Raw genomic sequence first — 14079 nt, 5'->3', positions numbered from 1 at the left:
CGCCGCCCACCCGGCGACGGGCCGGCCTGAGCCCAGGAGCCGGGTCAGGCCGGGGTGTCGCGCAGTTCGTCGAGGGCGGACGCGGTCAGCGGCCGGGGCGCTTCCGCCGGGTCGACGAGTACGACCGTGCAGGTGGCGGCGTGGGCGAGCGCGGTGGTGAGACTGCCGTCCGTGAACTGGGCGAGCGGACCGCGCGGCGACCGCCCTACGGCGACCGCCCGGGCCCGGACCTCGGCGGCGTGCCGGGCCAGCACCCGCCCCGCGGCGGCGTGGTCACCGACGCTGTCCAGGACCTGGCCGGTGGCGGCGACCCCCTGGGCGGCGAGCCGGTCCAGGTGGGCGGTCACGGCGGCCCGGGCCTCCTCGGCGGTCTCCGTGTCCGCGGCCTGCTCCTCGACCACCGCGGTCCGCTGGACGTGCACCACCTCCAGCGGGCTGCCGGTGTCCCGGGCGAGCCGGGCGGCCGCGTCGACGATGGCGGCGGCCCGGTCGTGGTTGCCGACGGCCACCACGACCGGCCCGGCACCGGCAGCGACCCGGCGCCCGACGGGGGTGAGGGCGGGCGCGACCGGCTCCCCGCCCCCGAGGCGGGACTCGGCCTCGCGCAGCAGCCCGTGCCCGCTGGCCAGGACCGGGATCGCCAGCAGGAAGGTGGCGGCGCCCAGATAGAACGGCACGCTCAGGTCGGTGGCGTCGGCGAGCCTCCCGGCGACGTAGGGAGCCAGTCCGCCGCCGATGAACCGCAGGAAGCCGTAGGCGGAGGAGGCCACCGGCCGCTCCACCGGCGAGACCACCATCACCGCCTGGGTGGTCAGGGTGTTGTTGACGCCGATGAAGATCCCGCTGACGACGACGGCGACGATCACCACCGCCGGCGTGTCGACCCCGGCGGCGATGACGGCCATCACCGCGCCCAGGCCGACCAGGTTGGCGTACAGGACGGGCGCGGTGCCGAAGCGGGCCTGCAGACGTGGTGCGAAGAAGACACTGAACGCGGCGACCAGCAGACCCCAGCCGGTGAAGACGAGCCCCAGCCGATGGGCGTCCAGCTCCATCGGGTAGGGCGCGTAGCCGAGCATCGTGAAGAAGCCCCAGTTGTACAGCAGGGCCATGATGCCCATGGTCAGCAGACCGCGGTGCCGCAGCGCGGTGATCGGTGCCAGCGGTGAGGTCCGGCGCTCCGGCCTGGGCAGCGACGGCACGAAGGCCAGTGTCGCGACGAGAGCGATCGCCATCAGCACCGCGACCCCGTAGAAGGGGCCGCGCCAGCTGATGGCTCCCAACTCGCCGCCCAGCAGCGGGCCGACGGCTATGCCGAGGCCCAGGGCGGTCTCGTAGAGGATGATCGCGCCGGCGAATCCGCCGCTCGCCGAGGCGACGATGACGGCCAGCGAGGTGGCGATGAACAGGGCGTTGCCGAGTCCCCACCCGGCGCGGAATCCGACGATCCCGTTGATCGAGCCGGACGTGCCGGCGAGCGCGGCGAACACGACGATGACCGCGAGGCCGGCGACCAGGGTTCGCTTGGCGCCGATCCTGCTGGACACCCAGCCGACGATCAGCATCGCGACCGCGGTCACGATCAGGTAGCTGCTGAACAGCAGCGACACCTGGCTCGGGGAGGCGTGCAGACTCGTGGCCAGGGCGGGCAGGATCGGGTCCACCAGGCCGATGCCCATGAACGAGATCACACACGCGAAGGCCACGGCCCACACGGCCTTCGGCTGCCTGAACGGGCTCGCGGTGCTCGGGTGCGAGGCACTCATCGACGATCCTCTCTCCGGATGCGGACGGACGGGACGGCCCTGAGGGGGCGGCTGCCGAGGGGTCAGTCGCGGGCCCGGCGTTCCTCGATGGCGCGGGCCAGGGCGGGCAGGGCGAGGTGCACGGCCCGCTGCTCGGGGCCGGTCAGCTCCTCGACCAGTTCCTGGAGGGCCAGGGCGCGTTCGGCGCGCCGCTGCCGGAAGACGTCGAGACCGGTCCCGGTGATCTCCACCAGGACGCCCCTGCCGTCGGTGCGGTCGGCGCCGCGCGACACCAGCCCCGCGCGCTCCATCCGGCCCACGAGCTGGGTCATCCCCGGCTGTGAGACGCCCTCGGCTCGCGCCAGTTCGGTCAGCCGCAGGGGACCCTCCCGGCCGAGCCGGGCCAGCGCGGACGAGGCGGCGGTGCTCAGGCCGCCGGCGGTGGCGCTGTGCCGCACATGGCGCACCAGCCGTTCCACGGCGATCATCAACTGCTCCGCCGAACCGGCGGGGCCCCGCGCACCCGCCTGCGCGTCGGCGGTGTCCTTGTCGGCGTCCCGGTTCTCCATAATGCGATTATGCATCTAGATGTAGCGTGAAACAAAGAGTCCTGGGGTATCGGATCGCCACGCGACAGCCACGCGACAGCCGCGGGGGCCCGTGGGACGGTCACGGAACACGCGCGGGGCGGCCGTGGGCCGATTACGGAACACCCGCTGTCGCGACCGGTGTCGGGGGAGGTCCGCCCGTCACAGGTCCACCCGCACGCCCCACCCCTGCTCGACCGCCACGTCGTAGGCCACCCGCACCGCCGCGACGTCGAGAGCCGCGTGGCCGGTGGACTTGAAGACGGTGACCGCCTCGGTGTCACCGCCCCGCCCGGGACGGGTGCCGTCCAGGACCGACCCGAGGAGGGTCACCTGCCTACCGGGGGCGAGGTCCTGGAGTTCATGGGCTCCCGCCGGAGGGGGTGCCCCGGCCGCGCCGGTCCACTCGGCGAACAGGATCGCGTCCCGGACGGTGCCGGCATCCAGTTCGGGCCCCTGGGAGCCCCCGACGGACGAGACGTGCGTGCCGGGAGCGAGCCACTCGCGGCGGATGACGGGCGCGGTGGCACCGGTGCAGCAGAACACCACGTCGGCGGCGCGCACGGCGTCCTCGATACCGGCGGCGACCCGGGCGCCGGGACACAGCGCGGCGGCCGACCGGGCCCGCGGCAGGTCACGGCCGGCCACCGTCACCTCGGCCCCCGGTCGCAGCGCAGCGAGCAGCGCGAGCTGGGCGCGCGCCTGGGCGCCGGTGCCCACCACCGCCACCCGGCCGAGGCCGGGCCGGGCGGCCAGGGCCAGCGCGCCCGTGGTGGCGACCGCCGCCGTGCGGACCTCGGTCAGCGACTCGCCGTCCACGAGGGCCAGCGCCCGCCCGTCGGCCTCGTCGAACAACGCCACCAGCCCCCGGTGGAAGCCCCGTCCGGGGTGCCGGGGATCGGCGGTCACGGTGACCAGCTTCGCGGCCAGTCCCAGTCCCGGTACGTAACCGGGCATCGCGCCCAGCAGGCCGGCCGGGGTCAGGGCCGCGATCCGCGGTGGCACGGAGGCCTCACCGCGGGCGACGGCGACGAGAGCCCGGCCCACCGCGTCGAGGACGGCGCCGGGCCGCAACGCGGCGGCCGTCAGGCGACGGTCGAGCACCAGCATGCCGCTCACCGGCCGGACTGCGCGTCGTCGGCGGTCAGGGCCGTCACCAGTTCGTCCGTGGCCGCGCGCAACTCCCGCTCCACGGAGGCCAGTTTCGGTCCGTCGAACTCGGCCTCCGGCCCGACGACCGTCAGCGCGCACACCGGAGCACCGCGATCGGGCACCACCGCCCGGCTGACGGAGGCCACCAGTTCGTCGTTACGGCCGTGCTCCACGACGACGCCGGTCCGTTCCGCCTCGGCCAACTCCCCGGCCAGCGTGCCGGTGTCGTCCGCGAGCCCGTCCAGCCACCGTGTCCTCGCCTCCGGTTCGAGCGCGGCGACCAGGGCCAGGGGGCCGGCGAACCGCCGTACCGGCAGTAGTTCGCCCCTCAGATGGCTGATCATCGCCAGCCGTTCGGGCCGGACCACGTCGACGACCCGGGCGCCGCCCTCCTCCAGCACCTGGAGGTTGACCATCATCGAGGTCGCGGCGGAAAGCCGTTCCAGCACCGGACGGGCCAGCGCGGTCAGCGAGTTGCCGGCGGCCGTCGCGGACATCCGGAGCACGGCGGCGCCGGGCAGATAGCGGTCGCCTGCCCGCAGCACCCAGCCCCGCCGGACCAGGTCGAGCAGGATCCGGTAGGCGGTGGCACGGTGCAGGCCCACCTCGACGGCGAGGTCGGTCAGCCGCGCCGGGTGCGGTGCCCGGGAGACGGCCTCGATCAGGTCGAGCGCCTTGTCCACTGCCGATCTGGGCGGCGCCGCGGCAGGGGGTGTGACGGGCATGGGGTCCCTCCGTCTCGCTCGTCCACGGCTGTGACCAGGGACCGGGTCCTCGGCTCCTTGCGGTGATCCGCCGTTCGCGGAGTACAGTACTCGCGTTTTCATCACACGATACAGTTGTTACGTAGAGCGTAACAAACTGTTGGCGAGCGGACCGAAGGTGACCATGACCGAACTGCCCCCGGGTGCCCCGACCCCCTGGGCCGCACCGTCCGCCGGATCCGTCACGGTCTACCGCGGCGCCGCCCTGTTCGACGGCACCGGCGACCGGGCCCGGCCGGGCACCACGATCGTCACGGACGGCGCCCGGATCCACACCGTCACGGACGACGGCGACCCGCTGCCCCAGCTCCCGGCCGACGCCCCCCGCGTCGAACTCGACGGGCGGTTCGTGGTCCCGGGCCTGATCGACACCCACCAGCACCTGGCCACCCCACCCGACCGCCCCGCCGCCGAGGCGGTGCTCCGGCGCCTGGTGCACAGCGGGGTCACCGCCGTCCGTGACATGGCGGACGACCTGCGGCAGATCGGCGACCTCGCCCGGGCCACGCTGGTCGGGGAGATCCCCGGCCCCGACATCCGCTACGCGGCGCTCATGGCGGGCCCCTCCTTCTTCGACGACCCCCGCACCCACGAGGTCTCCCGGGGCGCGGTACCCGGCGCCGTCCCGTGGATGCAGGCCGTCACCCCCGAAACCGACCTCCGGATCGCGGTGGCCCTGGCCCGTGGCACGTACGCCGCCGCGATCAAGGTCTACGCGGACCTGGACGCCGAGACCGTGGCCGCCGTCACCGCCGAGGCGCACCGCCAGGGGATCGCCGTCTGGGCGCACGCCGCCGTCTTCCCGGCCGCCCCCGGCGAGGTCGTCGCGGCGGGCGTGGACAGCGTCTCGCACGTCACCCTGCTCGCCTTCGAGGATCCGACCGGCCCGCTGAGCAGCTACAAGGCCAAACCTCCGGTGGATCACGCCCGTTTCAGCACGGGTGACGACCCGCGGCTGGCCGCCCTCTTCGCCGAGATGCGCCGCCGCGGCACCGTCCTGGACGCCACCGCGTCCATGTGGACCAGCGACGAACTCCGCGGGGACACCGCCGAGTCCGCCGAACGGGCCCGCCTCGCCGCGGAGCTGGCCGCCGCCGTCACCGCCCAGGCCCACCGCGCCGGAGTCGGCATCTGTACCGGCACCGACTTCGAGACCGAACCCGACGACCCCTTCCCCGCCCTCTACGGCGAACTCGCCTTCCTCGCCGACCGGTGCGGGATGCCCGCCGCCGAAGTCCTGCGCTCGGCAACCCTGGTCGGCGCCCGGGCCGCCGGGACCGAGGCGGACATGGGCAGCGTCGAAGCCGGAAAGCTCGCCAACTTCGCCGTCCTGGACGAGGACCCGCTCCAGGACATCGCCCACCTGCGCAGCATCAGCCTCACCGTGAAGCGCGGCCGCCGCTTCACCCGCGCCGACTTCGAGAAGGACGCCCAGTGACCGTCGCAGCCACCCACCCGATGATCGTCAACGCGCTGGGACAGCTCGACAACCCCAACGCACCGGCCGCCCTGGCGGCCGCCGCCGGACTCAACCCCGACAGCGGTCAACTCGCCGTCGACGCGCGGGCGATCACCGAGGCCCGCGCCTCCGGCCTGACCGCCGTCAACATCACCCTCGGCTACACCATGGGCGACCTGCCGCCCTACGAGCACACACTCGACGAGATGGCCGTCTGGGACGGGATCCTCGCCGCGCACCCCGCCGACCTGCTCAAGGTCCGCACGGCCGCCGACATCCGGCGCGCCCACCGGGAGCGGCGGATCGGCGTCGTCTACGGCTTCCAGAACGCCGTCGCCGTCGGCGAGGACCCCGACCTCGTGGACGAGCGTGTGGCCGGTTTCGCGGCGGCAGGTGTACGGGTCGTGCAACTCACCTACAACCAGGCCAACCACCTCGGCGACGGCTCCATGGCCACCGCCAACCGCGGCCTGACCCCCTTCGGCCGGAAGGTGGTCGACGCCCTCAACGACCACCACCTGATGGTCGACCTCTCGCACAGCGGTGAGAACACCTGCCTGGACGCGGCCCGGTACTCCCGGCAGCCTGTCTCGATCAACCACACCGGCTGCCGCGCCCTGGTCGACCTGCCGCGCAACAAGACCGACGAGGAACTGCGCCTGGTCGCCGAGCGGGGCGGGTTCGTCGGCATCTACTTCATGCCCTTCCTCAACCCGACCGGGCACGCCACCGCCGCCGACGTCGTCGACCACATCGCGCACGCGGTCGACGTCTGCGGCGAGGACCACGTCGGCATCGGCACCGACGGCGGTGTGACCGCCGTGGACGACCTCGACGCCTACCGCGCGGCCCTCGCCGAGCACGTCGCCGCCCGCCGGGCGGCCGGCGTCGGCGCGGCCGGCGAACGGGCCGACACCTACCCCTTCGTCGTGGACCTGCGGGGCGTGGAGCAGTTCCGCGACCTGGTCCGCCTCCTGGAGCGGCGCGGCTACCGCTCGGCGCGCATCGAGAAGATCCTCGGCCGCAACTTCCTCGCCTACGCCGACCGCGTCTGGACGGCCTGAGGGGCCGGCCGGTGGACGTCGTCCCCGCGCGCGGTCCCGAGGAGGACGCCCCCGCGGGCGGCGGCCCTCACCCGCGCACCGGTTCCGCGTCGCGTACCGCCCGCGGGGACCGGGCCGCCGGCGTGGCGAACGCGGCGGCCACCACCAGGGCGAGCACCAGGATCAGGGCGTGCCGCAGCCCGAAGTGCTGGCCGAGGTAGCCGAGGGTGGGCGGACCCACCAGGAAGGCGACGTAACCGACGGTCGCGGCCAGGGCGACCCGGGCCGCGGAGCCGCTGCCCGATCCGTCGCCGGAGTCGCCCGCCGCGGAGAGCGCGACGGGGAAGCCGAGCGACGCCCCGAGGCCCCACAGGATCGCGGCGGCGGCCGCCACCGCCTGGTCGTCGACGAATATCACCAGGGCCAGTCCGGCGGCCCCGACGAGCGCGCTCCCGCACAGCGCCGCCGCCCGCCCGAACCGGTCGACGAACCGCCCGCCGACGAAACGTCCGACGGTCATCGCGGCGGCGAACACCGCGTACACCGCCGAACCCAGCGCGGCGTCGAAGCCGTGACCGTCCACCATGACCAGCGGCAGCCAGTCGTTCGCGGTGCCCTCGGCCATGGCGAGGGCGAGGATGACGCAGCCGATGAGCAGCAGGGTGGGGTCCTTCCACACCGCCGCGGCCCGTGCCGTGCCCGGGTCCCGGCGCGACGGTGCCGAGACTGAAGAAGCCGTGCATGGCGGGCATCGTGGAACGGCCGAGCAGCCGCTCGACCTCCGCGCCCTCCACGTTGAGCGCCACCTCGCCGCCGCCCATGCCGAGTCCGAACAGCCCCAGGCCCAGGGCGACGCCGAGGTCCGCGCCCGCGGCGGCCCCGGCACCGATCAGCGCGGCTCCGACGGCGATCGCCGTCGTACCTGCGAGGACGACGAGCCGGGCGCCCCAGCGGGCCACCAGGGCGCCGGAGCACAGGATCCCGGCCATCGAGCCGACCGACAGCCCGAACAGGATCAGGCCCATCTGCGCGGTGGAGGCACCGAGCATGTCCCGCACGTCCGGGGTGCGGGTGACCCACGAGGAGATGGTCAGGCCGGGGACGAAGAACAGGACGAAGACGGCGGTACGGCGCCGGGCGAGGTCGGCGGTCATGGCGGTGGCTCCAGAGTGTGCCCGAGGGGTCCGTGCAAAGGTTCGTACGAATGTACGGTGTCCGCGACCACCCGCATCGGGCCCGCCTGCATCCGGGCCGCCCGCGTCCGGGCCGCCCGCCTCCGGCGCTCCCGCGGCCGGGACAGCCTCGCCCCGCACCTCACGTCCAAGGGGTCCCGCGCGCTCGACGCGCTGACCGAGGGCACCGACCGCCGGCGGCAGCCGAACCGGCCGGCGCCCCCGCGAGGCCTCAGTGCACGACGTCCGACAGGTGCGGTACGACGCGCGTCAGCTGGACCACGCCCCACGCGATCAGCCCGGCGCCGGCCACCTCGGGCAGCAGCCACCATCCGGTACGCACCGACTCGTCGAACAGGACGACGCCCAGCAGCAGGCTCACCGCCGCGTCGCCGATCGTCAGCGCGGGCTGGGACGCGACCAGCGGACCGGCCTGCAGCGCGTTCTCCAGGAGCAGCAGCGCCGCGATGCCGGCGAGCGCGAAACCGTAGGTCTGCCAGGTGGTGAGGAAGGCCGGCAGACCCTTGTCGGCGAGCCGGCCGGTGGCCGACTTCATCAGCGCGGCGGTCAGCGCGTTGCCGACCGCCGCCCCCGACGCCAGGGCCGCCGCCCGGAACAGCGGAGACGTCGAGGACCGTTCGAGCAGCACGATGCCGACGATGGCCCCCACGGTGAGGGCCAGCGCCGGGATCCAGCGCTGCATGGACGCCTGCTCCCGGCCGCCGGACGGAGCCGCCGAGCCGAGCAGCAGGGCCAGCCCGGCCACCACCACCGCGATCGCCCGCCAGCCCTGCGGACTCGGCCGCCGGTGCAGCAGCGGCACGGCGATCAGCAGGGCGAACGGCAGCTCCAGCATGAAAAGCGGCTGGACGAGCGCCATCGGGCCGTTCACCAGGGCCAGCGCCTGGAAGACCGCGGCCCCCGCGACACCGGCGATGCCGATCGCCCAGGCGGGCCGCCGGGCCAGCGCACGCAGCAGCCGCACCCCGCCTCCGCCGGGCAGGGTGGAGGCCGCCTTGCGCTGGAAGGCCGTGCCCGTCGCATTGCTGACGGCACCCAGGACGGCGAAGAGCACGGCGAGCACCATCATGTTCCCAGCATGCCGTGAGCGGGCCCGACGCTCTCTTCGAAGGCGTCACGAGGGCGTACGAGGGCGGGCCCGATCCTGACCGTCGGCTGGTCCCGGGGGTGCGCAGGTCAGGCCACCTGTCCGCCGTGCAGCGCGGTGTAGGCGCCACCCCGGCTCAGCAGTTCCTCGTGGGTGCCGATCTCGCGGATCCGGCCGTCGCCCATCACCACGATGCGGTCGGCGCCGCGGACGGTGGACAGCCGGTGGGCGACCACGAAGGTGGTGCGACCACGCAGCAGACGGCTCAGCGCCTGCTGCACCAGCGCCTCGGAGCGGGTGTCCAGCGCCGAGGTGGCCTCGTCGAGCACCAGGACCCGCGGGTCGCGGATCAAGGCCCTGGCGATGGCGAGGCGTTGGCGCTGACCACCGGAGAGCCGGGCGCCCCGCTCGCCGACCACGGTGTCCAGGCCCTGCGGAAGCCCGTCCACGAACTCCAGCGCGTTGGCGTCACGCAGCGCCGCGCGCACCGCGCTCTCGTCGGCCTCGTCCTCCATGCCGTAGGCGACGTTCTCCCGGATCGTGCCGTCGAAGAGGATCGACTCCTGCGGGACGACCGAGACGAACCGCCGGTAGGTGCGCAGGTCGAGCCCGCTCATGTCCGTGCCGTCCAGGAGCAGCCGGCCGGTGGTCGGCCGGATGAACCCGATGACGAGGTTGAGCACGGTGGACTTGCCGGCCCCCGAGGCGCCCACCAGGGCGACGGTCTCGCCCGGGGCCACGTCGAGGGTGAAGTCCGCCACCGCCGCCCGGCCGGTGTTCTCGTAGGCGAACCCGACCCGGTCGAAGGCGACCGCACCGCGGACGGCGGTGACCTCCGCCCGGCCCTCGTTGTCCTCCAGCTCGGGCGCCTCCAGCACCTCGCCCACCGAACGGACCGACTCCAGCCCCTTGGTGACGACGGGAGCCAGACTGGTCAGCGTCGTGGTGGAGTTGGTCAGGGTGGTCAGGAAGGCGCTGAGCATGACGACGTCACCGGCGGAGACGCCCCACACGCCGTAGTACGACACCAGCGCGGCGGCGGCGAGCACGGCGACGCCGATCACGTTGAGGACCACCCAGGCCAGCGACCCGAAACGGCCGTTGACCAGGTCCAGGCGCAGCCCCGAGGTGAGCAGCCGGCTCAGGGTGCCGTCCATGCGGCGCAGCGCCTTGCCCTCCAGCCCGTGGGCGCGGGTGACCGGGATCAGCCGCGTCATCTCGGTCACCCGGGACGACAGGGTCTCCACCTCGTGCCGGAAGTGCTCGTTGTGGGTCCGCAGCCGGGATCGGAGCCGGGCCACGAGCAGGGTCGCGCCCGGCACCACGACCACGAAGACGGGCAGGAACTCCGGTGTGCGGACACCGATGATCACCAGCCCGCCGGCCAGCACGGTCAGCGCGCCCAGCCCCTGTTCGGAGGTCTGCTGGACCATCTGCTCGACGGTCTCGACGTCCCGTACGACCTTGGCCTGGAGGACACCGGCGCTGACCCGGGAGTGATAGCCGATGGACAGCTGCTGCATGCGGGTGCACAGCGCCGAGCGCAGCGTGGTGCCCATCCGGCGCACGCTGCCGTAGAGCAGCCGCACGTAGAGCACGTGCAGCGGGTAGTTGAGGAGCAGGACCGTCATGATGATCCCGACGGCGGTCCAGAGCCGGGATATCTCCCGGTGCTGCACGACCGTGTCCACCACCGAGGCGGTGATCAGCGGCAGGAGCCAGACGGGGCTGTGTTTGACGGTGAACACGACCACCGCGGCCGCGAGGCTGCGCCGATCGGCGCGCAGCAGGTAGAGGAGGGTGCGGACGGGGTGTTCGCCCCGGTAGCGGTGGTCGAGCGGGCGTTCCGACGTCGACGCCATCGGCGGTGGTCCTCCCTGCGCTGCCGGCCTTCGGCAACCGCTTTCCGCCGGTCACCGTACACCCCGGGACCCGGCCACCACGCAGGTACGGCCGAGCGGCCGATGCGGCCGGGGGCGGGGTGGGAGAAGGTGGGGGGAGAGGGGCGGCCGAAACGGCGGAGTGCCGTCGTGGGGGTGATCCGTTCCGTCTTCCGGAAAGAGGCAGCCATGACAGGACCCGAAGCCGAGGCCGAGAAGCGGATACTCGGCCGTATCACGGAGATGATCAGCCAGGAGAAGGACCTGCGGGAGCGGCTGGCGCAGCAGGAGATCGAGGAGACCGCCGAGCACGCCCAGCTCGCGCACCTGGAGACCGAACTCGACCAGTGCTGGGACCTGCTGCGGCAGCGCCGGGCCAGGATCGCGGCGGGACAGGACCCCGCCGAGGCGAACGTCCGCCCGGCGTCGGAGGTGGAGGGCTACCTGTCCTGAGGGCGGGCTGCCCGGTACCCGTCCTGAGGCCGGGCTGCTGCCCGGCGGTCGGCCAGGCCTGCTGATCGCTGAGCGTGTTGACCGCTGAGCGTGTTGATCGCCGAGCGCGCCGCCTGCCGGGCCGCGTGGGCGGGCGGGGACGGCGGCGGGAGACTGGATTTCCTGCGCGGCGGCACCGATCGTGGCGGTATGAACGATCACCGCACAGCACCCGCAGGCTCAGCCGAACCCGCCCCCGTCCAGGGCCACTACGACCGTGACCGTGACCACGGGGACGAGGCGGGTTCGCGTGCGGAAGCAGCCGAGGCCCCCGAGGTCCGCCGGTTCTGGGAACGGCTCGGGCTGCCCGGACTGATCGACGTCCACACCCACTTCATGCCCGAGCGCGTCCTGCACAAGGTCTGGAACTACTTCGACACGACCGGGCCGCTCATCGGCGGACTGGAATGGCCGATCACCTACCGCAAGGAGGAGACGGAACGCACCGCCCTGCTGCGGGAGTTCGGTGTACGAGCCTTCACCGCGATGCTCTACCCGCACAAGCCCGGCATGGCGGCATGGCTGAACTCCTGGGCCGCCGACTTCGCCTCCCGCACCCCCGACTGCCTGCACACCGCGACCCTCTACCCCGAACCGGGCGTGGAGACGTACGTGGCCGAGGCACTGGAGGCGGGCGCCCGGGTCTTCAAGGCGCATGTCCAGGTGGGGGCGTACGACCCGGCCGACGAACTCCTCCACAAGACGTGGGGAATGCTGGCCGACACCGGGACCCCCGTGGTGATCCACTGCGGCTCCGGTCCCGCACCCGGCAGGTACACCGGCCCCGAACCGATCGCGCGGGTGCTGGCACGCCATCCGAGGCTGCGGTTGATCGTCGCGCACATGGGGATGCCCGAGTACGCCGACTTCCTCGGCCTCGCGGAGCGGTTCGAGGAGGTGCGGCTGGACACGACGATGGCGTTCACCGACTTCACCGAGGACTTCATGCCGTTCCCCGAGAGCGCCCTGCCCCAGGTCGCCGACCTGGGCGACCGCATCCTGCTCGGATCCGACTTCCCCAACATCCCCTATCCGTACCTGCATCAGCTCCAGGCACTGGAACGCCTGGACCTGGGGGAGGAGTGGCTGCGCGCGGTGTGCCACGACAACGCGGCGCGGCTGTTCGGGGTGTGAGCCGTCCGAGGTCACCCGCCCGGTCCGGCCGGCGGAGGCAGGGGCGCGGCGGCGAGGATCTTCCGGTTCGCCGGCAGGGAGACGCGCAGCCGGCCCCCGGTTCGCTCGTACCGGGCCGTGGGATCGCCGGGCAGCAGGTGGAACACACCCGTCTCGCCCTCGTGGGCCCGGTTCAGCAGCACGCGGACCATGCGCTCGGCCGGGTCGGTGGACGCGTGGTCGATGTCCAGGACCACTTCCCGGAAGTCCGGGTCGAGCGAGGGAATCGCGCTGATCCACATGCGGGCGGAGCCGTCCATGGCCGGCATTCAAAGACACCGGTCCGGCGGGTTCGCGTCAACCGACGGCGATGCTGTGCGTCCCGGGCACCTGCAACGCCAGCCCCGGGGGGACGACCCGGATGACCTGCCCCGCGCAGCCCGGAACGTTGTGGATGAAGACGGGCTCGTCCGTGAAGTTGACGACGGTCGCCAGCCGAGGTATCTCGAAGCAGCCTCGCGGCGCGTAGTGATGGACTCCGTCGATCTCGAGGAACCCGTTCGCGGCGAATGCCGAGCCCGGGACGGCGAACGCGAGCATTCCGGCGGCGGCGAGCGTGGTGAGTGTCGAGCCGATGAGACGCATGACGAACCTCCGGACTGGACAGGCCAGGCACATCCCGGCCCTGTAACCGACCGTACGGACACGTGCACGCCTCGCATCTGGGCGCCCCCCAAACGGGCGACTGTGACGATCGGCGCGGCCGTGCACCACCGGCGGGACAGCCCGGCACTCCGCCGCCCAGGTGCGGCCCGCCGACGGACCGACCGTCCCGCCCTGAACGGGGTTGGGCGGGAGCGCCGCATCGAGCCGGTCCAGGGCGCTGCTCACCCCCGGTGCCTACGCATGGGCGTCGGTGCCCGCGAGCACCGGAGCGCCCGGGCACCGACTCGCGGTCGAATCGGTCTGTCGATCTGTCGATCCATCGACCAGGCCTTCGGCGGGTGTGGTCTGTGCCAGGAGTGTGAAAGCCGCCCTCACGGACCTCATCGTGAAGCGAGTTGTGAGGGCTGTCCCGAAAACGCCGAGGGAGAAGTAGCCGCTACGGTCGGTGTGCCAGGCCGTGAGCCGGTGACAGTTCTACCAACGCGTGTACGGCCTCAGCCGCGTTCGGCGTGGAGAGTACGAGTACGGGGTCGGGCTTCCGGAGGAGGAGGCCGCTCCAGACCCGGAAAGTGGGACGGCCCTCCGGCTCGTCGGTGTCGAAGGAGATGGACCCCTCCAGCTCCGCCACGTCCTGTGTGCCGGACATCCAGAACGTCGGGCCGTCCACAAACCGGAGAAAGTTGTGGCTGGTGAACGGATACCACCGACTCGACGCGCTCGCCCTGGCGGCCAGCACCAACTCCTCTGCGACGGCGGGAACCCAGGAGCCTGTTCCCCGTGCCGAGGCGTCGGCGTACCGCGCACACTCCTCCGTCCAGTCCCAAGCATCCGCCGGTGACCACGGGGTGTTCGTCTCCATCCACCAAGTCTGGCTCGACGCACGGGCGGTCACGTCGGA

At 73.2% G+C, this 14079-nt stretch carries 13 protein-coding genes and 1 pseudogene; 4 read left to right on the top strand and 10 right to left on the bottom strand.

Translation table 11 applies throughout. The features are described 5' to 3' along the window. Positions 1-44: 44 nt before the first annotated feature. The 4 genes from ACFY3I_RS07415 to ACFY3I_RS07400 all read right to left on the bottom strand — a co-directional run bounded on the left by ACFY3I_RS07415 (position 45) and on the right by ACFY3I_RS07400 (position 4209). Positions 45-1766, bottom strand: a complete 1722-nt coding sequence (locus ACFY3I_RS07415; protein ID WP_390859776.1) for an MFS transporter — start codon at positions 1764-1766, stop codon at positions 45-47. A 62-nt stretch (positions 1767-1828) separates the two neighbouring features. Next, on the bottom strand, positions 1829-2233 hold the full coding sequence (locus ACFY3I_RS07410) for a MarR family transcriptional regulator (RefSeq protein ID WP_365287286.1): 405 nt from the start codon (positions 2231-2233) through the stop codon (positions 1829-1831). 261 nt (positions 2234-2494) lie between these two features. Then, positions 2495-3442: an ornithine cyclodeaminase family protein gene (locus tag ACFY3I_RS07405; protein ID WP_390860104.1), complete on the bottom strand. Its 948-nt coding sequence runs from the start codon at positions 3440-3442 to the stop codon at positions 2495-2497. A gap of 5 nt (positions 3443-3447) precedes the next feature. Beyond that, positions 3448-4209: an IclR family transcriptional regulator gene (locus tag ACFY3I_RS07400; protein ID WP_390859775.1), complete on the bottom strand. Its 762-nt coding sequence runs from the start codon at positions 4207-4209 to the stop codon at positions 3448-3450. Positions 4210-4372: 163 nt separating this feature from the next. Here ACFY3I_RS07400 and ACFY3I_RS07395 point away from each other — a divergent pair, with 163 nt between their 5' ends. After that, positions 4373-5686 (top strand): amidohydrolase family protein, encoded by a 1314-nt coding sequence (locus ACFY3I_RS07395; RefSeq protein ID WP_390859774.1) that lies wholly within the window; start codon positions 4373-4375, stop codon positions 5684-5686. Beyond that, complete coding sequence (locus tag ACFY3I_RS07390) at positions 5683-6771, top strand: dipeptidase (RefSeq protein ID WP_390859773.1); 1089 nt, start codon at positions 5683-5685, stop codon at positions 6769-6771. The genes ACFY3I_RS07395 and ACFY3I_RS07390 overlap by 4 nt, the downstream gene beginning before the upstream one ends. Positions 6772-6838: 67 nt before the next feature. Here ACFY3I_RS07390 and ACFY3I_RS07385 read toward each other — a convergent pair. The 3 genes and pseudogenes from ACFY3I_RS07385 to ACFY3I_RS07375 form a co-directional block, all read right to left on the bottom strand. Next, positions 6839-7904, bottom strand: a pseudogene (locus tag ACFY3I_RS07385) (MFS transporter). A 250-nt stretch (positions 7905-8154) separates the two neighbouring features. After that, the gene (locus tag ACFY3I_RS07380; RefSeq protein ID WP_390859772.1) at positions 8155-9012 is read right to left on the bottom strand and encodes a DMT family transporter; all 858 of its coding nucleotides are present in this window, start codon (positions 9010-9012) and stop codon (positions 8155-8157) included. Between the two features lie 107 nt (positions 9013-9119). Further along, positions 9120-10892 carry an ABC transporter ATP-binding protein gene (locus ACFY3I_RS07375; protein WP_390859771.1) on the bottom strand — a complete coding sequence of 591 codons (1773 nt, stop codon included), beginning with the start codon at positions 10890-10892 and terminating at the stop codon, positions 9120-9122. A gap of 207 nt (positions 10893-11099) precedes the next feature. On the opposite strand from ACFY3I_RS07375, the gene ACFY3I_RS07370 reads away from it, so the two are divergent. Then, a complete protein-coding gene (locus ACFY3I_RS07370; protein ID WP_365287173.1) occupies positions 11100-11363 on the top strand; it encodes a DUF2630 family protein in 264 nt (87 codons plus the stop codon). A gap of 189 nt (positions 11364-11552) precedes the next feature. Then, on the top strand, positions 11553-12536 hold the full coding sequence (locus ACFY3I_RS07365; protein ID WP_390859770.1) for an amidohydrolase family protein: 984 nt from the start codon (positions 11553-11555) through the stop codon (positions 12534-12536). A gap of 11 nt (positions 12537-12547) precedes the next feature. On the opposite strand, the gene ACFY3I_RS07360 is transcribed toward ACFY3I_RS07365, so the two are convergent. The 3 genes from ACFY3I_RS07360 to ACFY3I_RS07350 all read right to left on the bottom strand — a co-directional run bounded on the left by ACFY3I_RS07360 (position 12548) and on the right by ACFY3I_RS07350 (position 14040). Continuing rightward, a complete protein-coding gene (locus ACFY3I_RS07360; protein WP_390859769.1) occupies positions 12548-12835 on the bottom strand; it encodes a hypothetical protein in 288 nt (95 codons plus the stop codon). Between the two features lie 37 nt (positions 12836-12872). Further along, positions 12873-13160, bottom strand: a complete 288-nt coding sequence (locus tag ACFY3I_RS07355; protein ID WP_365287179.1) for a hypothetical protein — start codon at positions 13158-13160, stop codon at positions 12873-12875. 457 nt (positions 13161-13617) lie between these two features. Beyond that, positions 13618-14040 (bottom strand): hypothetical protein, encoded by a 423-nt coding sequence (locus ACFY3I_RS07350; protein WP_390859768.1) that lies wholly within the window; start codon positions 14038-14040, stop codon positions 13618-13620. Between the last annotated feature and the right edge of the window lie 39 nt (positions 14041-14079).

The sequence above is a fragment of the Streptomyces sp. NPDC001068 genome (assembly GCF_042897315.1).
GTDB lineage: Bacteria > Actinomycetota > Actinomycetes > Streptomycetales > Streptomycetaceae > Streptomyces.
This window is presented reverse-complemented; position numbering and strand designations above follow the sequence as displayed.